Origin of the sequence: Massilia soli (assembly GCF_016809835.1) — a bacterium.
GTDB classification, from domain to species: Bacteria; Pseudomonadota; Gammaproteobacteria; order Burkholderiales; family Burkholderiaceae_D; genus Telluria_A; species Telluria_A soli.
The window spans coordinates 275,347-296,431 of sequence record NZ_JAFBIL020000001.1 but is presented as its reverse complement, the minus strand read 5'-3'; the positions used below and the strand labels follow the sequence as shown (position 1 = coordinate 296,431).

General features: G+C 59.3%; 34 protein-coding genes. 32 read left to right on the top strand and 2 right to left on the bottom strand.

Annotation, left to right across the window (positions count from 1 at the left end; translation table 11 throughout):
• Window positions 1–139: 139 nt before the first annotated feature.
• From rplC to dsbD, 29 genes are all read left to right on the top strand, one after another.
• Window positions 140–796 (top strand): 50S ribosomal protein L3, encoded by a 657-nt coding sequence (gene rplC, locus I4X03_RS01395; RefSeq protein ID WP_223464560.1) that lies wholly within the window; start codon window positions 140–142, stop codon window positions 794–796.
• Window positions 797–799: 3 nt separating this feature from the next.
• A complete protein-coding gene (gene rplD, locus I4X03_RS01390) occupies window positions 800–1,420 on the top strand; it encodes a 50S ribosomal protein L4 (RefSeq protein WP_223464559.1) in 621 nt (206 codons plus the stop codon).
• Window positions 1,417–1,734 (top strand): 50S ribosomal protein L23, encoded by a 318-nt coding sequence (gene rplW, locus I4X03_RS01385; protein WP_131429168.1) that lies wholly within the window; start codon window positions 1,417–1,419, stop codon window positions 1,732–1,734. Before rplD ends, rplW begins: the two co-directional genes overlap by 4 nt.
• Window positions 1,734–2,561, top strand: coding sequence for a 50S ribosomal protein L2 (rplB, locus tag I4X03_RS01380; protein WP_169468645.1), 828 nt, complete (start codon window positions 1,734–1,736; stop codon window positions 2,559–2,561). The genes rplW and rplB overlap by 1 nt, the downstream gene beginning before the upstream one ends.
• A gap of 10 nt (window positions 2,562–2,571) precedes the next feature.
• The gene (gene rpsS, locus I4X03_RS01375; protein WP_169468643.1) at window positions 2,572–2,847 is read left to right on the top strand and encodes a 30S ribosomal protein S19; all 276 of its coding nucleotides are present in this window, start codon (window positions 2,572–2,574) and stop codon (window positions 2,845–2,847) included.
• On the top strand, window positions 2,844–3,176 hold the full coding sequence (gene rplV / locus I4X03_RS01370) for a 50S ribosomal protein L22 (RefSeq protein ID WP_181002795.1): 333 nt from the start codon (window positions 2,844–2,846) through the stop codon (window positions 3,174–3,176). The genes rpsS and rplV overlap by 4 nt, the downstream gene beginning before the upstream one ends.
• Before the next feature lie 9 nt (window positions 3,177–3,185).
• Window positions 3,186–4,019 (top strand): 30S ribosomal protein S3, encoded by an 834-nt coding sequence (rpsC, locus tag I4X03_RS01365; protein ID WP_223464558.1) that lies wholly within the window; start codon window positions 3,186–3,188, stop codon window positions 4,017–4,019.
• 2 nt (window positions 4,020–4,021) lie between these two features.
• Window positions 4,022–4,441, top strand: coding sequence for a 50S ribosomal protein L16 (gene rplP, locus I4X03_RS01360; protein WP_131429171.1), 420 nt, complete (start codon window positions 4,022–4,024; stop codon window positions 4,439–4,441).
• 12 nt (window positions 4,442–4,453) lie between these two features.
• Window positions 4,454–4,645 carry a 50S ribosomal protein L29 gene (gene rpmC / locus I4X03_RS01355; protein ID WP_223464557.1) on the top strand — a complete coding sequence of 64 codons (192 nt, stop codon included), beginning with the start codon at window positions 4,454–4,456 and terminating at the stop codon, window positions 4,643–4,645.
• The gene (gene rpsQ / locus I4X03_RS01350; RefSeq protein ID WP_131429173.1) at window positions 4,642–4,914 is read left to right on the top strand and encodes a 30S ribosomal protein S17; all 273 of its coding nucleotides are present in this window, start codon (window positions 4,642–4,644) and stop codon (window positions 4,912–4,914) included. The genes rpmC and rpsQ overlap by 4 nt, the downstream gene beginning before the upstream one ends.
• Before the next feature lie 269 nt (window positions 4,915–5,183).
• A complete protein-coding gene (gene rplN / locus I4X03_RS01345) occupies window positions 5,184–5,552 on the top strand; it encodes a 50S ribosomal protein L14 (RefSeq protein ID WP_099916730.1) in 369 nt (122 codons plus the stop codon).
• 9 nt (window positions 5,553–5,561) lie between these two features.
• On the top strand, window positions 5,562–5,876 hold the full coding sequence (rplX, locus tag I4X03_RS01340) for a 50S ribosomal protein L24 (protein ID WP_223464555.1): 315 nt from the start codon (window positions 5,562–5,564) through the stop codon (window positions 5,874–5,876).
• A gap of 2 nt (window positions 5,877–5,878) precedes the next feature.
• Complete coding sequence (gene rplE, locus I4X03_RS01335) at window positions 5,879–6,418, top strand: 50S ribosomal protein L5 (RefSeq protein WP_223464552.1); 540 nt, start codon at window positions 5,879–5,881, stop codon at window positions 6,416–6,418.
• A 6-nt stretch (window positions 6,419–6,424) separates the two neighbouring features.
• Window positions 6,425–6,730 (top strand): 30S ribosomal protein S14, encoded by a 306-nt coding sequence (gene rpsN, locus I4X03_RS01330; protein ID WP_119811783.1) that lies wholly within the window; start codon window positions 6,425–6,427, stop codon window positions 6,728–6,730.
• Between the two features lie 14 nt (window positions 6,731–6,744).
• Window positions 6,745–7,140 carry a 30S ribosomal protein S8 gene (gene rpsH, locus I4X03_RS01325; protein ID WP_119811784.1) on the top strand — a complete coding sequence of 132 codons (396 nt, stop codon included), beginning with the start codon at window positions 6,745–6,747 and terminating at the stop codon, window positions 7,138–7,140.
• A 10-nt stretch (window positions 7,141–7,150) separates the two neighbouring features.
• The gene (gene rplF / locus I4X03_RS01320) at window positions 7,151–7,684 is read left to right on the top strand and encodes a 50S ribosomal protein L6 (protein ID WP_169468633.1); all 534 of its coding nucleotides are present in this window, start codon (window positions 7,151–7,153) and stop codon (window positions 7,682–7,684) included.
• 11 nt (window positions 7,685–7,695) lie between these two features.
• Window positions 7,696–8,058 carry a 50S ribosomal protein L18 gene (rplR, locus tag I4X03_RS01315; protein WP_119811786.1) on the top strand — a complete coding sequence of 121 codons (363 nt, stop codon included), beginning with the start codon at window positions 7,696–7,698 and terminating at the stop codon, window positions 8,056–8,058.
• A 12-nt stretch (window positions 8,059–8,070) separates the two neighbouring features.
• On the top strand, window positions 8,071–8,589 hold the full coding sequence (rpsE, locus tag I4X03_RS01310) for a 30S ribosomal protein S5 (protein WP_131429179.1): 519 nt from the start codon (window positions 8,071–8,073) through the stop codon (window positions 8,587–8,589).
• A gap of 9 nt (window positions 8,590–8,598) precedes the next feature.
• The gene (rpmD, locus tag I4X03_RS01305; RefSeq protein ID WP_223464551.1) at window positions 8,599–8,778 is read left to right on the top strand and encodes a 50S ribosomal protein L30; all 180 of its coding nucleotides are present in this window, start codon (window positions 8,599–8,601) and stop codon (window positions 8,776–8,778) included.
• A 31-nt stretch (window positions 8,779–8,809) separates the two neighbouring features.
• On the top strand, window positions 8,810–9,241 hold the full coding sequence (gene rplO, locus I4X03_RS01300) for a 50S ribosomal protein L15 (RefSeq protein ID WP_223464550.1): 432 nt from the start codon (window positions 8,810–8,812) through the stop codon (window positions 9,239–9,241).
• Between the two features lie 32 nt (window positions 9,242–9,273).
• Window positions 9,274–10,608 (top strand): preprotein translocase subunit SecY, encoded by a 1,335-nt coding sequence (gene secY, locus I4X03_RS01295; protein WP_223464549.1) that lies wholly within the window; start codon window positions 9,274–9,276, stop codon window positions 10,606–10,608.
• Window positions 10,609–10,645: 37 nt separating this feature from the next.
• A complete protein-coding gene (infA, locus tag I4X03_RS01290; RefSeq protein WP_005663428.1) occupies window positions 10,646–10,864 on the top strand; it encodes a translation initiation factor IF-1 in 219 nt (72 codons plus the stop codon).
• A 44-nt stretch (window positions 10,865–10,908) separates the two neighbouring features.
• The gene (gene rpmJ / locus I4X03_RS01285; protein ID WP_131429183.1) at window positions 10,909–11,022 is read left to right on the top strand and encodes a 50S ribosomal protein L36; all 114 of its coding nucleotides are present in this window, start codon (window positions 10,909–10,911) and stop codon (window positions 11,020–11,022) included.
• Between the two features lie 28 nt (window positions 11,023–11,050).
• Window positions 11,051–11,416 carry a 30S ribosomal protein S13 gene (gene rpsM / locus I4X03_RS01280; protein ID WP_131429184.1) on the top strand — a complete coding sequence of 122 codons (366 nt, stop codon included), beginning with the start codon at window positions 11,051–11,053 and terminating at the stop codon, window positions 11,414–11,416.
• A gap of 14 nt (window positions 11,417–11,430) precedes the next feature.
• A complete protein-coding gene (gene rpsK / locus I4X03_RS01275) occupies window positions 11,431–11,835 on the top strand; it encodes a 30S ribosomal protein S11 (protein WP_008444339.1) in 405 nt (134 codons plus the stop codon).
• Between the two features lie 229 nt (window positions 11,836–12,064).
• Window positions 12,065–12,688, top strand: a complete 624-nt coding sequence (gene rpsD / locus I4X03_RS01270; protein ID WP_223464548.1) for a 30S ribosomal protein S4 — start codon at window positions 12,065–12,067, stop codon at window positions 12,686–12,688.
• A gap of 213 nt (window positions 12,689–12,901) precedes the next feature.
• Entirely contained in the window at window positions 12,902–13,879 is a 978-nt protein-coding gene (locus I4X03_RS01265) for a DNA-directed RNA polymerase subunit alpha (protein ID WP_131429186.1), read from the top strand.
• Window positions 13,880–14,008: 129 nt separating this feature from the next.
• Window positions 14,009–14,404 (top strand): 50S ribosomal protein L17, encoded by a 396-nt coding sequence (gene rplQ, locus I4X03_RS01260; RefSeq protein WP_223464543.1) that lies wholly within the window; start codon window positions 14,009–14,011, stop codon window positions 14,402–14,404.
• 252 nt (window positions 14,405–14,656) lie between these two features.
• Window positions 14,657–16,438 (top strand): protein-disulfide reductase DsbD, encoded by a 1,782-nt coding sequence (gene dsbD / locus I4X03_RS01255; protein ID WP_223464541.1) that lies wholly within the window; start codon window positions 14,657–14,659, stop codon window positions 16,436–16,438.
• Between the two features lie 6 nt (window positions 16,439–16,444).
• Here the strand turns inward: dsbD and I4X03_RS01250 are convergent, their stop codons facing one another.
• On the bottom strand, window positions 16,445–17,344 hold the full coding sequence (locus I4X03_RS01250; protein ID WP_223464539.1) for a LysR family transcriptional regulator: 900 nt from the start codon (window positions 17,342–17,344) through the stop codon (window positions 16,445–16,447).
• A gap of 118 nt (window positions 17,345–17,462) precedes the next feature.
• Here I4X03_RS01250 and I4X03_RS01245 point away from each other — a divergent pair, with 118 nt between their 5' ends.
• Window positions 17,463–18,221 (top strand): SDR family NAD(P)-dependent oxidoreductase, encoded by a 759-nt coding sequence (locus I4X03_RS01245; RefSeq protein ID WP_223464537.1) that lies wholly within the window; start codon window positions 17,463–17,465, stop codon window positions 18,219–18,221.
• Window positions 18,222–18,275: 54 nt separating this feature from the next.
• On the opposite strand, the gene I4X03_RS01240 is transcribed toward I4X03_RS01245, so the two are convergent.
• Window positions 18,276–18,797 carry a Spy/CpxP family protein refolding chaperone gene (locus tag I4X03_RS01240; protein WP_223464535.1) on the bottom strand — a complete coding sequence of 174 codons (522 nt, stop codon included), beginning with the start codon at window positions 18,795–18,797 and terminating at the stop codon, window positions 18,276–18,278.
• A 173-nt stretch (window positions 18,798–18,970) separates the two neighbouring features.
• On the opposite strand from I4X03_RS01240, the gene I4X03_RS01235 reads away from it, so the two are divergent.
• Entirely contained in the window at window positions 18,971–19,699 is a 729-nt protein-coding gene (locus tag I4X03_RS01235) for a response regulator (RefSeq protein ID WP_223464533.1), read from the top strand.
• Window positions 19,696–21,060 (top strand): ATP-binding protein, encoded by a 1,365-nt coding sequence (locus I4X03_RS01230; RefSeq protein WP_223464531.1) that lies wholly within the window; start codon window positions 19,696–19,698, stop codon window positions 21,058–21,060. The genes I4X03_RS01235 and I4X03_RS01230 overlap by 4 nt, the downstream gene beginning before the upstream one ends.
• Window positions 21,061–21,085: the final 25 nt, after the last annotated feature.

Here is a 21,085-nt window from a genome sequence, read left to right as displayed (position 1 = left end):
CCAAACTTTCTCGTTGCGTCAACCCCTTCTTCGCGTTATACTAGCCGGCTTCGGTATGGATTCATCTTTTTCGGATCCATGCTTTTACTTGGTAGTTAAACATCAGCCCCGCCCAATCGCAGGTGGGAATGGAGAAAAAATGAGCCTAGGCCTTCTCGGTCGCAAGGTTGGAATGATGCGCATCTTCACGGATGAAGGGGACTCGATCCCTGTCACCGTGCTGGACGTGTCGAACAACCGTGTTGCGCAAATCAAAACTCCTGAAACAGACGGTTACTCCGCTGTTCAGGTTGCATTCGGTCAACGTCGCGCTTCCCGCGTGAACAAGGCTGTTGCAGGTCACCACGCTAAAGCTGGCGTTGAAGCCGGTACGATGCTGAAGGAATTCCGCGTCGATGCCGCTAAAGCCGCTGAAATGAAGACTGGCGACGTCGTCGCTGCTTCCCTGTTCGAAGTTGGCCAGAAAATCGACGTGCAAGGCACCTCGATCGGTAAAGGCTACGCCGGTACCATCAAGCGTCACAACTTCGCATCGGGCCGCGCTACCCACGGTAACTCGCGTTCGCACAACGTACCAGGCTCGATCGGTATGGCGCAGGATCCAGGTCGCGTTTTCCCAGGCAAGCGCATGACCGGCCACATGGGTGACGTCACCGTGACCACCCAGAACCTCGAAATCGCCCGTATCGATGCCGACCGCCAGCTGCTGCTGGTCAAAGGCGCCGTACCAGGTGCGAAAAATGGCCAGGTTGTAGTTTCGCCTGCTATTAAAGTTAAAGCACAGAAGGGAGCTTAAACGATGGAACTCAAGCTTCTGAATGAGCAAGGCAAAGAAGGCTCCAACGTCGCCGCCGCCGATACCGTTTTCGGCCGTGAATACAATGAAGCCCTGATTCACCAGATCGTGGTTGCCTACGCTGCTAACGCACGTAGCGGTAACCGCAAGCAGAAGGATCGTGAAGAAGTTCACCACACGACCAAGAAGCCTTGGCGCCAGAAAGGCACCGGCCGCGCCCGTGCTGGTATGTCGTCGTCGCCTCTGTGGCGCGGTGGTGGTCGTATCTTCCCGAACTCGCCTGACGAGAACTTCAGCCACAAAGTCAACAAGAAGATGTATCGCGCAGGTATCTGCTCGATCCTGTCCCAGCTGGCCCGTGAAGGTCGCCTGAGCGTCATCGAAAACCTGAGCCTCGAAGCTCCTAAGACCAAGCTGCTGTCGCAAAAGCTGCAGTCGATGGGCCTGGAGTCGGTTCTGGTGATCACCGACACGCTCGAGGAAAACCTGCTGCTGGCATCGCGCAACCTGCCGAACGTGCTGGTTGTCGAGCCACGTCACGCTGACCCGATGTCGCTGGTGTTCTACAAAAAAGTTCTGGTCACCAAAGCAGCGCTGGCCAAGCTTGAGGAGATGTTCGCATGAGCGGCGTAATGAAATTCAGCGAAGAGCGCCTGATGAAGGTGCTCCAGGCGCCGGTCATTTCCGAGAAGGCCACCATGGTCGCGGAAAAGAACGAGCAGATCGTATTCCGCGTATTGCCGGATGCGACCAAGCCTGAAATCAAGGCAGCCGTTGAACTGTTGTTCAAGGTTGAAGTCCTGTCGGTGCAGACAGTCAATCGCGAAGGTAAGCAAAAGCGTTCGGGCCGTTTCAATGGCCGTCGCAACCATACCAAGCGTGCTTTCGTGTGCCTGAAGCCTGGCCAGGAAATCAATTTTGTCGAGGAGGCTAAATAATGGCACTCGTAAAGATGAAACCAACTTCGCCAGGCCGTCGCGGCATGGTGAAGGTTGTGAACCCGGACCTGTACAAAGGTCGTCCGTTCGCAGCCCTGGTAGAAAAGAAATCGAAGACGGCTGGCCGTAACAACAACGGTCACATCACCACCCGCCACATCGGCGGCGGTCACAAGCAGCACTATCGCCTGATCGACTTCAAGCGTCAGAAGGATGGTATTCCGGCAAAGGTCGAGCGTATTGAATACGATCCGAACCGCACCGCGAACATCGCCCTGCTGTGCTATGCAGACGGTGAGCGCCAGTACATCATCGCGACCAAAGGCATGGCCGTTGGCGACGCAGTGATGAACGGCTCGGAAGCGCCTATCAAGTCGGGCAACTGCCTGCCAATCCGTAACATCCCGGTTGGTACCGTGATGCATTGCGTCGAAATGCTGCCAGGTAAGGGTGCCCAGATGGCCCGTACCGCCGGCGCCGGCGTCGTGCTGATGGCACGTGAAGGCACCTACGCCCAGGTCCGCCTGCGCTCGGGCGAAGTTCGCCGCGTCCACATCGAATGCCGTGCAACGGTAGGCGAAGTTGGCAACGCCGAGCACAGCCTGCGCAAGATCGGTAAAGCTGGCGCGATGCGCTGGCGCGGTGTTCGTCCTACCGTTCGCGGTGTGGTCATGAACCCGGTCGATCACCCGCACGGTGGTGGTGAAGGTAAAACCGCAGCTGGTCGTCATCCAGTGTCGCCTTGGGGCCAGCAGACGAAGGGTAAGAAGACGCGCCGTAACAAGCGTACTTCTTCGATGATCGTTTCGCGCCGCGGCAAGAAATAAGGGATAAGAAATGACACGTTCATTGAAAAAAGGGCCGTTTCAAGACGCCCACCTGGTGAAAAAAGTCGAAGCCGCGCAAGCGAACAAAGACAAAAAGCCAGTCAAAACCTGGTCGCGCCGCTCGACGATCTCGCCTGACTTCATCGGCCTGACGATCGCGGTCCATAACGGCAAGCTGCACGTGCCGGTTTATGTGTCCGAAAACATGGTCGGCCACAAGCTTGGCGAATTCGCACTGACCCGTACGTTCAAGGGCCATGCCGCTGACAAGAAGGCGAAGAAATAATGGAAACCAAAGCTATCCTCAAAGGTGTGCGCCTGTCGGACCAAAAGGGCCGTCTGGTTGCTGATCTGATCCGCGGCAAGAAAGTTGACGCAGCACTCAACATTCTGCAATTCAGCCCGAAAAAAGGTGCAACGATCATCAAGAAAGTACTCGAGTCCGCAATCGCGAACGCCGAGCACAATGATGGCGCTGACATCGACGAGCTGAAGGTCGTTCAGATCTACGTAGAAAAGGGCCCGATCCTCAAGCGCTTCACTGCACGCGCTAAGGGCCGGGGCGATCGTATCTCGAAACAATCCTGTCACATCTACGTGACTGTCGGTAACTAAGGGGTCACGATGGGACAGAAGATTCATCCAACAGGCTTTCGCCTGTCAGTAACCCGTAACTGGGCGTCGCGTTGGTACGCGGGCAATGGTAACTTTGCCCAGATGCTCAACGAAGACCTCAAGGCACGCGCGTTCCTGAAAAAGAAACTGAAGAACGCATCGGTCGGCCGTATCGTCATCGAGCGTCCTGCAAAGAACGCACGCTTCACGATCTACAGCTCGCGCCCAGGCGTGGTCATTGGTAAAAAAGGCGAAGACATCGAAGTACTGAAGTCGGCGCTGACCAAGATCATGGGCGTACCTGTGCACGTGAACATCGAAGAGATCCGCAAGCCGGAAATCGACTCGCAGCTGATCGCCGATTCGATCTCGCAGCAGCTGGAAAAGCGTATTATGTTCCGCCGCGCAATGAAGCGCGCGATGCAGAACGCGATGCGCCTGGGCGCCCTCGGCATCAAGATCATGTCGTCGGGCCGTCTGAACGGTATCGAAATCGCACGTACCGAATGGTACCGTGAAGGCCGTGTGCCTCTGCACACCCTGCGCGCCGATATCGACTACGGTACCAGCGAAGCATCGACCACCTACGGCATCATCGGTGTCAAGGTCTGGGTCTACAAGGGCGACCGTTCGGTCACCGGCGAAGCGCCAGTCATCGATACCCCGGCTGACGAGAAGAAGACCCGCGGTCCGCGCCGTGACGATGGAAAGCCAGCCGGCCGCCCACGTCCAGCCGGTGCTAAAACCCCAGCTGCGCCGACCGTGCGTGCACGTCCGGCCGTCAAGCTGCCGACGGCAGCACCTGCCGCGGCCGCTGAACCAGCTGAGAAAGCAGGAGAATAATCATGCTGCAACCAGCACGCAGAAAGTATCGTAAAGAGCAGAAAGGCCGTAACACCGGCATTTCGCACACCCGCGGCACCGCTGTGTCGTTCGGTGAGTTCGGCCTGAAAGCGGTTGCCCGTGGTCGTATCACGGCACGCCAGATCGAAGCCGCTCGTCGCGCAATGACCCGTCACATCAAGCGTGGCGGCCGTATCTGGATCCGTATCTTCCCGGACAAGCCGATTTCGAACAAGCCGGCCGAAGTCCGTATGGGTAACGGTAAAGGTAACCCGGAGTACTACGTCGCTGAAATTCAGCCAGGCAAGGTACTGTACGAAATGGACGGCGTCGCAGAAGAACTGGCGCGTGAAGCATTCCGCCTGGCTGCCGCCAAACTGCCACTGGCCACGACCTTCGTCGTACGCCAGGTCGGCCAATAAAAGGAGTTGTAGATGAAAGCAACAGAACTCCGCGGCAAAGACCAGGACGCTCTGCAAAAAGAGCTGAATGAGTTGTTGAAGGCCCAGTTCGGCATGCGCATGCAAATCGCTACGCAACAGCTGAGCAACACTTCGCAGCTCAAGAAGGTGCGCCGCGACATCGCGCGTGTGAAGACGGTAATGAACTCGAAGGATGCAAAATGACTGAAACCACTAAAGTAGCGCTCAAGCGTACGCTGGTCGGTAAAGTTGTTTCCGACAAGATGGACAAGACGGTTACCGTCATGATCGAGCGTCACGTCAAGCACCCGCTGTACGGCAAGATCATCATGCGTTCGAACAAGTATCACGCGCATGACGAAACCAACCAGGCCAAGACCGGTGATACGGTCGAGATCCAGGAAGGTCGCCCGATCAGCAAGACCAAGGCATGGACTGTTACCCGCGTTGTGCAAGTAGCCCAGGTACTGTAAATGTTGTAGCAAGGGTGGCGTAAATGCCGCGCATGAGCGCCACCTGAAAGAATGTTCTTGCGGGCCCGCCAGTATTCTGCGATACTAGCGGGCTTCGTTCATGTATTGCCGCATTTTTTCACCCCGGTGTAAGCGGCCTGAACCGAAACGTTACTGGAAAGTCCATCACCCAATCAGCGGCGCCCAGCAGGGCAAAGTTGGCGGGACCAAGACTGACCGCAGGCCCACGCTGTGGGGTTTCTTCGGCTTAAGTTGGGAAAGAGAATACTATGATTCAAACTGAAAGCCGGCTCGAAGTGGCCGACAATACTGGTGCCAAAGAAGTTATGTGCATCAAGGTATTGGGCGGTTCCAAGCGCCGTTATGCTGGCATTGGCGATGTGATCAAGGTGACCATCAAGGTTGCTGCGCCACGCGGCCGTGTCAAAAAAGGTGAAATTTATAACGCCGTGGTTGTGCGCACTGCAAAAGGTGTTCGCCGCCAAGACGGTTCGCTGGTGAAGTTCGACAGCAATGCTGCTGTTCTGCTCAACGCCAAGCTCGAACCGATCGGTACCCGTATTTTTGGACCAGTCACGCGCGAACTGCGTACTGAGAAGTTCATGAAGATCGTGTCCCTGGCACCTGAAGTTCTGTAAGGAGTCGTAATGGATAAGATTCGTAAAAACGACGAAGTCATCGTTCTGACCGGCAAAGACAAGGGCAAGCGCGGTGTTGTTCAGCAGCGTATCGATGCTGAGCATGTCGTGGTTGAAGGCGTCAACATCGCTAAAAAAGCGACCAAGCCTAACCCAATGACCGGCGTAACTGGTGGTATCGTCGATAAGACTATGCCGATTCACGTGTCCAACGTTGCATTGTTTAATGCAGCGACTGGCAAGGCAGACCGCGTAGGCTTCAAAGACGTAGACGGCAAGAAAGTCCGCATCTTCAAGTCCTCCGGCGAAGTAGTGAAGGTTTAATCATGGCCCGTCTCCATCAAATCTACAAAGAAAAGGTCGTTGCTGACCTGGTAGCGAAATATGGCTACAAATCGGCAATGGAAGTGCCGCGCCTGACCAAGATCACCCTGAACATGGGTGTGGGTGAAGCGATCGCTGACAAGAAGGTTCTCGAGCACGCCGTTGGCGACCTGACCAAGATCGCCGGCCAAAAGCCAGTGACCACCAAGTCGCGCAAGGCAATCGCGGGCTTCAAGATCCGCGAAGGCTACCCGATCGGTACCATGGTCACCCTGCGTGGCGCTCGCATGTACGAGTTCCTGGATCGTCTGATCACCGTGGCCCTGCCGCGCGTGCGTGACTTCCGTGGTGTCAATGGCAAATCGTTCGACGGCCGTGGCAACTACAACATCGGTGTCAAGGAACAGATCATCTTCCCTGAGATCGAGTACGACAAGATCGACGCACTGCGTGGTATGAACATTTCGATCACCACGACCGCGAAGACCGACGACGAAGCGAAAGCTCTGCTCGCCGCCTTTAAATTCCCGTTCAGGAACTAATAGATCATGGCAAAACTCGCACTGATTAACCGTGAACAGAAGCGTGCAGACCTGGTGGAGAAATTCGCCGCAAAGCGTGCCGCTCTGAAGGCCATCATCGATGACCAGTCCAAGTCGGAAGAGGAGCGCTATGAAGCTCGTCTGAAGTTGCAGGCCCTGCCGCGCAACTCGGCCCCGACCCGCCAGCGTAACCGCTGCGCAGTGACAGGCCGTCCACGTGGCACGTTCCGTAAATTCGGTCTGGCCCGTATCAAGCTCCGTGAATTCGCTATGCGTGGCGAGATTCCGGGTATGACTAAAGCAAGCTGGTAATAGGAGAATATGCAATGAGTATGAGCGATCCTATCGCCGATATGCTGACCCGCATCCGCAATGCGCAAGGTGTTCAGAAGACGACCGTGGCCATGCCATCGTCGAAAGTGAAAATTGCCATCGCCAACGTCCTCAAGGACGAGGGTTACATTGAAGATTTCGCCGTCACCGAAGAAGGTGGCAAAGCGGAACTGAAAATCGGTTTGAAGTATTACGTAGGCCGTCCGGTCATCGAGCGCTTAGAGCGTGTATCCCGTCCAGGGCTGCGCGTCTACAAAGGCAAAGATGAAATCCCTAGCGTGATGAACGGTCTGGGCGTGGCGATTGTATCGACCCCGCAAGGCGTCATGACGGACCGCAAAGCGCGCGCCACCGGTGTCGGCGGCGAAGTAATTTGCTACGTGGCTTAAGGAGTAGACGATGTCTCGAGTAGCTAAGATGCCAATCGCTGTCCCAGCTGGCGCCGAAGTGGCGATCACTGCAGCAGCGATCACGGTCAAGGGCCCACTGGGCACCCTGACCCAGAGCCTGAATGGCCTGGTCAAAGTAGAAAACAAAGATGGCACCCTGACGTTCGACGTGATCGACGACAGCCGTGAATCGAATGCGATGTCCGGCACCCTGCGTGCCCTGGTCAACAATATGGTGACCGGTGTTACCAAGGGCTTCGAGAAGAAGCTGTCTCTGGTCGGCGTGGGCTACAAAGCCCAGGCCGCTGGTGACAAGCTGAACCTGTCGCTCGGTTTCTCGCATCCAGTCGCCCACGCGATGCCAGCTGGCGTCACCGCAACGACCCCAACCCCGACCGAAATCATCATCAAGGGTATCGATCGTCAACAGGTTGGCCAAGTTGCCGCTGAAGTGCGTGCTTACCGCTCCCCTGAGCCTTACAAAGGCAAGGGCGTCCGCTATGTGGACGAAGTGGTTAAGCTTAAAGAAACCAAGAAGAAATAATAGGGCTGACCATGGACAAGAAAGAATCACGTCTGCGTCGTGGACGCCAGACCCGCATCAAGATCGCGCAGCTGGGCGTGAACCGCTTGTCGGTACACCGCACCAACCTGCACATCTATGCGAACCTGATCTCGCCGGACGCAAAAGTGCTCGTTTCCGCTTCGACCCTCGAAGCAGAAGTGCGCGCCGAGCTGGCAGGCCAGAGCGGCAAGGGTGGCAATGCCGCCGCTGCCGCCCTGGTTGGCAAGCGCGTTGCAGAGAAGGCACTGAAAGCAGGAATCACCGAAGTTGCGTTCGATCGCTCGGGTTTCCGTTACCACGGCCGTGTCAAGGCGCTGGCGGAAGCCGCGCGTGAAGCCGGTCTGAAGTTCTAAGGAAGAATCGTCATGGCAAAAATGCAAGCAAAAATGCAAAGCGACAAGCCGGATGATGGCATGCGCGAAAAAATGATCGCGATCAACCGCGTGACCAAAGTGGTCAAGGGTGGTCGTATCATGGGCTTCGCCGCGCTGACCGTAGTTGGTGATGGCGATGGCCGCATCGGCATGGGCAAGGGCAAGTCGAAGGAAGTACCGGTTGGTGTGCAGAAGGCAATGGAAGAAGCCCGTCGCAACCTGATCAAGGTGCCTCTCAAGAACGGTACCCTGCACCACACCGTGACCGGCCGTCATGGCGCATCGAAAGTGATGATGTCGCCAGCCAAGCCAGGTACCGGCGTCATCGCCGGCGGTGCAATGCGCGCTATCTTCGAAGTGATGGGCGTGACCGACGTGGTCGCCAAGTCCACCGGTTCGTCGAATCCTTATAACCTCGTCCGCGCAACGCTGGACGGCCTGTCGAAGATGAGCACCGCTTCCGACATCGCCGCCAAGCGTGGCAAGTCGGTCGAAGAGATCATGGGCTAAGGTCAGACAATGGCAAACACCATCAAAGTACAATTGGTCAAGGGCTTGATCGGCACCAAGCAGGATCACCGTGCCACCGTACGCGGCCTGGGCCTGCGTCGTGTTAACTCCACTAAAGAGTTGCAGGACACCCCATCCGTGCGCGGCATGATCAACAAAGTGTCCTACCTCGTGAAAGTTGTCTCTTAAGCGCCTGGCGCTTGAGGGAACGGAGAAAACAATGGAATTGAATACGATTCAACCAGCTGACGGCGCCAAGCACTACAAGCGTCGCGTCGGCCGCGGTATCGGCTCCGGCATCGGCAAGACCGCCGGTCGTGGCCACAAGGGTCAGAAGTCGCGTTCGGGCGGTTTCCACAAGGTCGGCTTCGAAGGCGGTCAGATGCCTCTGCAGCGCCGTCTGCCTAAGCGTGGTTTCAAGTCGCTCAATGCAACCTTCAAAGCTGAAGTGCGCCTGTCGGACCTGAACAACCTGCCTGTTGGCGATGTCGACATTCTGGTTCTGAAGCAAGCAGGCATCCTGCCAGTGCTGGCGCGCGATGTGCGCGTGATTCTGTCCGGCGAAGTCACCAAAGCGGTGAACCTCAAAGGCCTGAAAGCAACTGCAGGCGCCAAAGCGGCAATCGAAGCAGCCGGCGGCTCGGTAGCTTAAGTTGCAGCCTAACAGCTTGATCGGAGCATAAAGTGGCGACTAATTCACAACTCGGTAAAAGTGCAGCGTCCGGATTCCCTTGGGGCCGGCTCTGGTTTTTGCTTGGCGCATTGGTCGTGTATCGCATCGGTGCCCACGTCCCTGTACCGGGCATCGATCCAGTACAGCTGGCGTCGCTGTTCAAGCAGAACGAGGGCGGCATCCTGGGCATGTTCAACATGTTCTCGGGTGGCGCGCTGGAACGTTTCACGGTATTTGCACTCGGCATCATGCCGTACATTTCGGCCTCGATCATCATGCAGCTGGCGTCCATCGTGTCGCCCCAGCTGGAAGCACTGAAGAAAGAGGGCGAAGCAGGACGCCGCAAGATCACCCAGTACACCCGCTACTTCACGGTGGCGCTGGCACTGTTCCAGGCCTTCGGCATTGCCGTCGCGCTTGAATCGCAGGCCGGTCTGGTGATTGATCCTGGCATGGCATTCCGCTTCGTGACCGTGGTGACCCTGTTGACGGGTACCATGTTCCTGATGTGGCTTGGCGAACAGATCACCGAGCGCGGTCTGGGCAACGGTATCTCGATCATTATTTTTGCCGGTATTGCAGCCGGTCTGCCGTCGGCGCTGGGTGGTTTGTTCTCCCTGGTGTCAAGCGGTTCGATCAGCAGCCTGGCAGCGATCTTCATCGTGATTCTGGTGGCATTGGTTACTTATCTCGTCGTGTTCGTTGAACGTGGCCAGCGCAAGATCCTGGTCAACTACGCGAAAAAGCAGGTAGGCAACAAAGTGTACGGCGGCCAAACCAGCCACCTGCCTTTGAAGCTGAACATGGCAGGCGTGATTCCGCCGATCTTTGCATCGTCGATCATCCTGTTCCCGGCGACGATCGTGGACTGGTTCACCCGTGGCAAGGATTCGTCCTCCCCGGTGATCGGCTTCCTGAAAGATCTGGCGGCATCGCTGTCGCCTGGCGAACCGATCCATGCGTTGCTGTATGCGGTGGCCATCGTGTTCTTCTGTTTCTTCTATACCGCGCTGGTGTTTAACAGCAAGGAAACAGCGGACAACTTGAAGAAGAGCGGCGCGTTTGTCCCGGGGATTCGTCCTGGTGACCAGACCGCACGCTACATCGACAAGATCTTGATGCGCCTGACCCTGGCTGGTGCCGTCTACATCACTGCAGTCTGCTTGTTGCCGGAATTTATGCAAGCCCAATGGAAAGTGCCATTCTACTTTGGCGGTACTTCCCTGTTGATTATTGTGGTTGTCACCATGGACTTCATGGCGCAAGTACAGAACTACGTCATGTCGCAGCAATATGAATCACTGCTGCGCAAGGCAAATTTCAAGGGCGGAATCCCGACGCGATAACCCTTGGGGTTACGCGAACCAGGAGTGCACAGACCGAATGGCAAAAGACGACGTCATCCAAATGCAGGGCGAGATTCTTGAGAATCTGCCGAATGCAACGTTTCGAGTGAAGCTGGAAAACGGGCACGTGGTGCTCGGACACATCTCCGGTAAAATGCGGATGAACTATATCCGCATTCTCCCCGGCGACAAGGTAACGGTGGAACTCACGCCGTATGACTTGTCCCGGGCCCGGATCGTGTTCCGGACCAAGTAAACAATTTAAGTAACTGAACCAATCCGAAAAAAGAGAGTGCAAAAATGAAAGTTCTCGCATCAGTCAAGCGGATCTGCCGCAACTGCAAAGTGATCAAGCGCAAAGGCGTCGTTCGCGTCATCTGCATCGAGCCGCGTCACAAGCAGCGTCAAGGTTAATTTAACGTTATTTATTGAGGAATAACGAATGGCACGTATTGCAGGGGTTAATATCCCAAATCATCAGCACACCGTAATCGGCCTCACCGCCATCTACGGGATCGGCCGTCCTCGTTCGCAGAAAATCTGCGCCGAGACCGGTGTACCGACCAACAAGAAGGTCAAGGACCTGGACGACTCCGAACTGGAAAAGCTGCGTGATGCAGTTGGCACGTTCGTAGTTGAAGGCGATCTGCGCCGTGAGCTCTCCATGAACATCAAGCGTTTGATGGACCTGGGTTGCTACCGCGGCATGCGTCACCGCAAGGGCCTGCCAGTGCGCGGTCAGCGTACCCGCACCAATGCTCGTACTCGCAAGGGTCCGCGCAAGGCCGCACAATCGCTCAAGAAATAATCTAGGAAACGACCATGGCTAAGCAACAAAGCAGCGCCGCAGCAGCGCGCGTACGCAAAAAAGTTAAAAAGAACGTCGCCGAAGGTATCGCACACGTGCACGCTTCGTTCAACAACACCATCATCACGATCACCGATCGCCAGGGCAATGCCCTGTCGTGGGCGACGTCCGGCGGTGCTGGCTTCAAGGGTTCGCGTAAATCGACCCCGTTCGCAGCGCAGGTTGCGGCTGAAGCAGCAGGCAAGGTCGCTGTTGAGTGCGGCGTGAAGAACCTGGAAGTGCGCATCAAGGGCCCAGGCCCAGGTCGCGAATCCGCGGTTCGCGCTTTGAACAACCTGGGTATCAAGATCACCGAGATCCAGGACGTGACGCCAGTGCCGCACAACGGCTGCCGTCCACCGAAGCGTCGTCGTATCTAAGTAACAGCCGGCGAGGGCAACCTCGTCCTGTTGCAGGATCGCCGCGCCTGTCGGCTGTTCGTTGAAAAAGATCGCCGGTGCAGTGTCCGAATAGGATATACTGCCCGGCTATTGTCGCCCGTGCTGCATCTGCGCGCGGGTTTAAGCCACGTCCGGGCCGTTTGGGTACCGGACTAGCGCCTGTCGCACGCAAGTGTGTCGGGGCGTCATTTATTGTGAAGGAAGTACTGTGGCACGTTATATCGGACCAAAAGCAAAACTGTCCCGCCGCGAAGGCACGGACCTGTTCCTCAAGAGCGCACGCCGCTCGCTCGACTCGAAGTGCAAACTCGACGTCAAGCCAGGCCAGCACGGTGTCAAGTCGGGTGCCCGCACCTCGGACTACGGCAACCAGCTGCGCGAAAAGCAGAAGGTCAAGCGCATGTACGGCATCCTCGAGCGCCAGTTCCGCCGCTACTTCGCAGAAGCGAACCGCCGCAAGGGCAACACCGGCGAGACCCTGCTGAAGCTGCTGGAATCGCGTCTCGACAACGTGGCATACCGCATGGGCTTTGGCTCGACCCGCGCCGAAGCGCGCCAGCTGGTCAGCCACAAGGCATTCACCGTCAACGGTAACGTCGTCAACATCGCGTCGTACGCGGTCAAGACCGGCGACGTCGTCGCTGTGCGCGAAAAGGCCAAGAAGCAGGTTCGTATCGTCGAAGCCCTGTCGCTGGCTGAGCAAGTTGGCATGCCAAGCTGGGTATCGGTCGACAGCAAGAAGATGGAAGGCACCTTCCGTTCGTTCCCAGAGCGTAACGAGATCGCCAACGACGTCAACGAAGCACTGATCGTCGAACTGTACTCGCGTTAATTGACGATGTCGCGGTCACCCGCGACACCGTCATTCCCGCGAAGGCGGGAACCCATGCTGACGCGGCAAGTTCAGCTCAGCATAGGTTCCCGCCGACGCGGGAACGACACCAGAATTCAGGTTTTTCCCCGCCTGCTCGTACGAGCGGGCGTTTTTACTAATGCCATCAGCCTTATCGGTGTAATGAGCCGAGGGTATTGAAAAGGACATTTCATGCAAAACAGTTTGTTGAAGCCACGTATTATCGATGTCGAAGCACTCGGTGCCGGTCACGCCAAAGTCGTGATGGAGCCGTTCGAGCGTGGCTATGGCCACACCCTGGGCAACGCACTGCGCCGCGTCCTGCTGTCGTCGATGATCGGCTACGCGCCAACCGAAGTGACCATCGCTGGTGTTGTCCATGAATACTCGTCGCTGGACGGCGTACAGGAAGACGTTGTCGACCTGCTGCTGAACCTGAAGGGCGTTGTCTTCAAAGTGCACAACCGCGATTCCGTCACCCTGACCTTGAAAAAGGAAGGCGAAGGCGCGATCCTGGCATCGGACATCGACCTGCCGCATGACGTCGAACTGATCAACCCGGACCACGTGATCGCTCACCTGACCGCCGGTGGCAAGCTGGACATGCAGATCAAAGTCGAGAAGGGCCGTGGCTACGTTCCTGGTAACGTGCGCCGCCTGTCGGAAGACACCAACAAGACCATCGGCCGCATCATCCTGGACGCTTCGTTCTCGCCAGTACGCCGCGTTTCGTACGCAGTGGAATCGGCGCGTGTCGAACAGCGTACCGACCTGGACAAGCTGATCATCAACATCGAAACCAATGGCGTGATCACGCCGGAAGAAGCGATCCGCCAATCGGCACGCGTACTGGTTGACCAGCTCAACGTATTCGCCGCGCTGGAAGGCACCGAAGCTGCGGCCGAAGCGCCATCGCGCGCACCGCTGGTCGATCCGATCCTGCTGCGTCCAGTCGACGACCTGGAACTGACCGTCCGCTCGGCCAACTGCCTGAAAGCAGAAAACATTTACTACATCGGCGACCTGATCCAGCGTTCGGAAAACGAACTGCTCAAGACGCCGAACCTGGGCCGCAAGTCGCTCAACGAGATCAAGGAAGTGCTGGCATCGCGCGGCCTGACCCTCGGCATGAAGCTGGAAAACTGGCCGCCTGCCGGCCTGGAAAAGTAAGAAGAATTCACCCGGAAGTGCGATTGTGCTTCCGGGTGCATGGCAGCACCGCAGTAAATTAACCTTATTCAACCGGCCCGCGTCTGAGACGATCGAAGAGCTGGAATTAAACAACCGAAAGGAACTACCATGCGTCACCGTCACGGCCTTCGCAAGCTGAATCGTACTTCGTCCCACCGTCTGGCAATGCTGCGCAACATGACCGTTTCCCTGCTGCGTCATGAAGCCATCAAAACCACCGTGCCAAAAGCCAAGGAACTGCGCCGCGTCATCGAGCCGATCCTGACCCTGGGCAAGACCGACACGCTGGCCAACAAGCGCCTGGCATTTGCCCGCCTGCGCGACCGCGAAATGGTTCTGAAGCTGTTCGCAGAACTCGGCCCACGCTACGCAAACCGCAACGGCGGCTACCTGCGTATCCTGAAAATGGGTTTCCGCGTTGGCGACAATGCACCGATGGCATACGTCGAACTGCTGGACCGTCCAGAAGTCAGCGATGCTGACGACGCTCCAACCGCTGAGTAATCAGCCGGTAGCGAAAAAAAAGCCAGGCTCAGCCTGGCTTTTTTTTCGCCCAAAAACAATTCCAAAATCGGGGACAGACCACCATTTTAGAAGATTCTAAAATGGTGGTCTGCGTGACCCGGTCTGTCCCCGATTTTGGAATGTTTGCGAGAAGTCAGCAATAAGCTTCGTCTAAGCATGGATGCGTTCCTCCGGTGTACTATTCTGCTGCGCGCTTGCGCGCGTTTGAATTGCAGAATAAAAAAGGAACTCATGTCCCGTTTGCCGTCCCTCCGTCCGCTCGCCGTCCAGGCCGTCGCGTTGTTGCTACTTACGTTGTCGGTGCTGTTTGGCGCCGCCAACGCCCGCGCGGAGGAGGAGTTCCTCGATCCGAATGTCGCGTTCAAATTTTCGGCGCGTATGGCCGATCCGCAGACCATCGCCGTCACCTATGAGATCGCCGATAAGTACTATATGTATCGCGAGCGCTTTGCCTTCACGGCAACCGGCGCCACCCTCGGTACGCCCGAGCTGCCGGCCGGCAAGGTGAAGTACGACGAGACCTTCCAGAAGGAGGTCGAGACCTATCGCAAATTCATCACGATCATGATCCCGGTGCAGGGCAGCGGGATGTTCACCCTGAAGGCGGTCAGCCAGGGCTGCGCCGACGCCGGCTTGTGCTATTCGCCGCAGGAGGCGTCCACCCGCCTCGTTGCCGGCGGCAGCGGTCCGTCGATGAGCCTTCCCGGGGCGCCCGCGCCAGTGTCGCCAGCCACGCCAGCGGCGCCGGCGCCGGCGTCCGAACTGTCCGGCATCGCTTCGGTACTCGGCGGCGGCAAGCTGCTGGTGATTCTCCCTGCCTTCATGCTGCTCGGCCTCGGCCTTGCGTTTACGCCGTGCGTGTTGCCGATGGTGCCGATCCTGTCGTCGATTATCGTCGGCGAGGGCGCGCAGGCCAAGCGCTCGCGCGGCTTCATCCTCTCGCTCGCCTATTCGCTTGGCATGGCAATCGTCTACACAGCCCTCGGCGTCGCCGCCGGCCTGGCGGGCGAGGGCCTGGCTGCCACGCTGCAGAACCCGTGGGTCCTCGGCGCGGTCGCCGTGCTGATCGTCGTGATGGCGCTGTCGATGTTTGGCGTCTATAACCTGCAGCTGCCCGCAGCCCTGCAGACCCGCCTCGCCGGCGCATCGGGCCGCCAGTCGTCGGGCAAGCTGGCCGGGGTGTTCGCGATGGGCGCGATCTCGGCGCTGATCGTCGGGCCGTGCGTGGCCGCGCCGCTGGCCGGTGCGCTGGTCTACATCAGCCAGACCCGCGACGTGCTGATCGGTGGCGCGGCGCTGTTCGCGATGGCCGTCGGCATGAGCATCCCGTTGCTGCTGGTCGGCTTGTCGGCTGGATCGCTGCTGCCGCGCGCCGGCGCATGGATGGAGGCGGTCAAGAAATTCTTCGGCGTGCTGATGCTGGCAATGGCGCTGTGGCTGGTGTCGCCGGTTATCCCGGCCGCGGCCCAGATGGCCGGCTGGACCGTGCTGTTCCTCGGCTACGGCTTCTATCTGCTGCGATCGTCCCGTCATTTCGCGGCGATGGCGCTCGGCGCGGCATTCGCGATCCTGGGTGCGATCCAGCTGGTGGGCGTCGCCACCGGCGGGCGCGACGCGCTGGCGCCGCTGGCCCATCTCGGCGGCGGCCAGCAACACGGCCTGACCTTCCAGCGCATCAAGACCGTGGCGCAGCTCGATGCGGCCCTGGCGAATACCAACGGCAAGACGGTGATGCTCGATTTCTATGCGGACTGGTGCGTGTCGTGCATCGAAATGGAAAAGCTGACGTTCGTCGATGAACGCGTCCAGGCCAAGCTGAATAACACGCTGTTGCTGCAGGTTGACGTCACCGCCAACGATGAGGCCGACAAGGCGATGCTGAAACGCTTCACCCTGTTCGGCCCGCCGGCGATCATTCTGTTCGACAACAAGGGACAGGAGATCGCCGATAGCCGCGTGATTGGCTACCAGGCGCCCGACAAGTTCCTCAATTCGCTGGGCCGCCTGAACTAAACGGCGCTAGAGCACCCAAGGCTGCATCACTTCGCCAAGCCACAGCATGAACAGGCGCGCGCGCTTGGCCAGCTGGCGGCGGTTCGGATAAAGCAGCGTGACCGGCATCGGCGCCGCGCGGTACCCAGGCAGCACCTCGACCAGCCGGCCGTTGGCCAGCAGTTCGCCGAGCCCGCTCTCGGGTGCCTGGATGATGCCCAGGCCGGCAAGGCAGGCGCCCTGGTAGGCGTCGCTGTTGTTGACCGCCACCGCTGCCGGCATCTCCACCGAACGCACGACATCTCCGTCGACATACTCGAACAGCGCTGCCTGCGCGCCCAACGACGGCGCGTAGTCGACCAGCCGGTGTGCGGCGAGGTCGTCCAGCGACCGAGGCACTCCGTAACGCGCCAGGTACGCCGGGCTCGCACAGTTGACCAGCCGGAAATTGCCCAGCGGCCGTGCGACCAGGCTCGAATCGTCGAGCTTACCAACCCGCACGATGCAGTCGAAGCCCTCGGCGACGACGTCGACGCGCCGGTCGGTGCTGCTCAGTTCCACCTTGATCTGGGGATGCGCTTCCAGGAACGCGGCCAGCTTCGGCAACACGATATGGCGCGCCACGCCGAGCGGCATGTCGACCCGCAGTCGTCCGCTGATTTCCGCTTCGCCCTGGAACATGCCCCGCAAGTCTTCAATGTCGGCAAGCACCTGCTTGCTGCGCTCGTAGAAGCTGTGCCCGTCCTGCGTCATCTGCACCTTGCGGGTCGTCCGCTGCAGCAAGCGCGTGCCCACCGACGCTTCCAGCTGGCTGATCGCCACCGAGACACTGGCCTTCGACATTCCCAGGCTGTCGGCAGCCTTGGTAAAGCTGCCAAGCTCCGCGACCCGCACAAATACCTGTAGAAATTCAGATGTATCCAACAAAGATCCTCCAGCCAATTGTTCTTCACCAGCGAACAGTGTTATCGACTCTAGCATCTTTGTGTCATGGGTCTAAACAAATAAACTGCTTCCGTCACTTATCCAGCAGAAGGAGAACCACATGAGCAACAAGATCGCACTCATCACCGGCGGCAGCCGCGGACTCGGCAAAAGCGCAGCGATGCACCTTGCAGCCCAGGGCGTCGATATCGTCCTCACGTATCGCACCAAGGCGCAGGAAGCTGCCGACGTGGTTGCCGCCATCCAGGCGCGCGGCGGCCATGCGGCAGCGCTCCAGCTTGACGTCGGCGACGTGGGTTCCTTCGCCGCGTTCGCGGGGCAGCTGCAGGAACTCCTCGCCAGCAACTGGCAGCGTCACAGCATCGATTTTCTTGTCAATAACGCCGGCGTGGCCGGCCACGCCGCCTTCGCCGACACCAGCGAAGCGCTGTTCGACGAGCTGGTCAACGTCCACCTGAAGGGCGTGTTTTTCCTCACCCAGCAATTGGCGCCGATGATTGGCGACGGCGGCCGTATCCTGAACGTGTCCACCGGCCTGACCCGCTTTACGCTGCCGGGCTTCGCCGCCTACGCAGCGATGAAAGGCGCGGTCGAAGTGCTGACCAGCTACCTGGCGAAAGAGCTGGGCCAGCGCGGCATCGCCGTCAACGTCATCGCCCCTGGCGCGATCGAGACCGATTTCGGCGGCGGCAGCGTGCGCGACAACGCGGAACTGAACAGCTTCATCGCCGCGCAAACCGCGCTTGGCAGGGTGGGCCAGCCGGACGATATCGGCGGCGCGATTGCCGCGCTGCTCAGCGATAACAGCCGCTGGCTGAACGGGCAGCGCGTCGAAGCGTCGGGCGGCATGTTCCTCTGATTGTCAAAAAAAAGAGCGCATCGAGCGCTCCTTTTTACATTTCCACACAAGCGATCAGCTTGCCTTCGGGTGCATGTGCTCGCCATGACCCTTGTGCATGCCGCGGTGCTTCATGCGGTGGCCGCCGCGCTTGCTGTTCTCATCGAACAGTTTTTGCTGCTCAGGCGACAGTACCGCATACAGGCTCTTGGTGGCAGCCAGCCGCGCTTCCATGTGGGCAATGCGCTGCTTCGACATCTCGATCTTTTTCTCCATCCGCTGCGGCGCCGGCATCGCTTTCCAGTCGGCCCGGTCAGCGCGGGCCGCCATGCGTGGCTGGGGCTTGATGGCCGCCTGGTAGGCGGCCCAGGCAGGCTCCTGCGCCGGGGTCAGTTTCAGGGCATCATGCACCTTGGCCTGGCGCTTGGCAAAGTGTTCGCCGCGCTTGGCGCGCCACTCGGCGCGTTTGGCGTCGCGCTGCTCTTGTGTCATGGCGTGGCCCTGGCGGCCTTCTTCAGCCGCGTGCAGCGGCAGCACGGCGCTACCCATGCCAAGGACGGTGAGGCCGATGAGGATATTCTTGCGAAGTGCGTTCATGTTGGTTCCCTTTGTGGAGTGGTTGGACTACGGGATTCATCATGAGCCTCAGGTGTAACCGAGGCATGTCTTGTACCGAACACTTTGTATCAATATGTTTCGACTACCTGTCAATATACATGGCGATACAAATGCCCTGTGCAGGCTGGTCGTAAGTCGGGATAATTGCGAACATGGATACTCCCACCACCATTTTGATCGTCGACGACGACCGCGACATCCGCTCGCTGCTCGCCGATTATCTCGAATCGAACGGCTACCGCACGCTGGTGGCCGCTGATGGCACCGGCATGTGGAAAGTGCTGGACGAGGCGCGTCCCGAGCTGATCGTGCTTGACCTGAACATGCCCGGCGACGACGGCCTGACCCTGTGCCGCAAGCTGCGCGCCACCTCGACCCTGCCGGTGATCATGCTGACCGCGCGCAGCGAGCCGCTCGACCGCATCCTGGGCCTCGAAATGGGCGCCGACGACTACCTGCCAAAGCCGTTCGAGCCACGCGAACTGCTGGCGCGCATCCGCAGCGTGCTGCGCCGCAGCCATGCGATGCCATCCAACGCGCAGTCCGAGAACGCCCAGCGCATGCGCTTTTCCGGCTGGACGCTCGACCTGACCGCGCGCCACCTGATCAATCCCGACGGCCTGGTGATCATGCTGTCGGGCGCCGAGTTCCGCCTGCTGCGCGTGTTCCTCGAACATCCCAACCGCGTGCTCAACCGCGACCAGCTGCTGAACCTGACGCAGGGCCGCGACGCCGACCCGTTCGACCGCTCGATCGACATCCAGATCAGCCGCCTGCGCCAGAAGCTCGGCGAAGACGCGCGCCTGCCGCAGATCATCAAGACGGTGCGCAACGGCGGCTACGTGCTGGCCGGGCAGGTCACCGTGGAGCCAAGTCCATGAGGGCGTTCTTCGGATCGATGACCGGCAGGGTGTTCCTGACACTGCTGCTGGGTATCGTGTTTTCGTCCGTGATCACCCAGCTGCTGGCCGAGAACGAACGCCAGCGCGTGATCGAAGACTTCCGCACCAGCCATGCGCTTGACCGCGCCGAGCAGCTGATCACCGCCACCGAGATCGTCCCCGCATCGGCGCGCATGGCCTACCTGGGCGTGGCCAACCGTCCCGGCATCCGCATCGAAGAAATCACCCATGACCTGCCGGTCGCGCCGGTCGACTCGCCGTTTACCGCCGCGCTGACCAAGCGCATGGGCAGCGGCTACGAGTTCTCCACCATCGCGCTGCGCCCGAAGGAGTGCGACGTCCCGCGCATCCAGCAAAGCATGTTCGGCCCCAAGGAAGCGCTGTGGAAGGGCGTCTGCGAAAGCATCGACGTGCGCCTGCGCGACGGCGAGCTGCTGCGCCTGCAGATCCTGCCGCCGCCCGGTTCGGTGATCGCCGGCGCCACCGACTATTCGATGATCATCGCGCTGTTCCTGATCAGCATTGCCTTCCTCGCCTACCTGGTCGCGCGCATGACCACGCGGCCGCTCAACCAGCTGGCGCAGGCCGCCAAGGACCTTGGCAACGACATCAACCACCCGCCGCTGACACTGGCCGGCGCCAGTGAAATCCGCCAGGCCAGCGCCGCCTTCAACGCGATGCAGGCGCGCATCCGCCAGTACATCGCGCAGCGCACCCAGATGCTGGCCGCGATCACCCACGACCTGCAAACGCCGCTCACGCGGATGCGCCTGCGCCTTGAAAAAGTCGCCGACCACGAGCTGCAGGAGCGCCTGATCGGCGACCTCTCGGCGATGCAGGAGATGGTGCGCGAAGGCCTCGACCTGGCGCGCAGCACCGACAACACCGAAGACATGCAGGCGCTCGACGTCGACTCGCTGCTCGATAGCGTCTGTTCCGACGCCACCGACGCCAGCCAGAAGGTCACGCTGATCGGCCGCGCCGGCATGGCCGTGATGGGGCGCCCGATGGCGCTGCGCCGCTGCCTTGCCAACCTGATCGACAACGCAGTCAAGTACGGCCACCAGGCCGAACTGGTGGTCGAGCGCACCGCGGGCGCCGCGCGCATCCGCATTCGCGACCGCGGCCCCGGCATCGCGCACGAGGAACAGCCGCGCGTGTTCGAGCCGTTCTACCGTATCGAAAGCTCGCGTTCGCGCGAGTCGGGCGGCACCGGGCTCGGACTGCCGATCGCCCGCAACATCGCCGAACAGCACGGCGGCAGCGTCAGCCTCGCCAATCATCATGAAGGCGGCCTCGAAGTGACGCTGGTACTGCCCGAAGCCTACCGGGGCATATAACCCGGTCCTGCCCCATTCAGTTTGA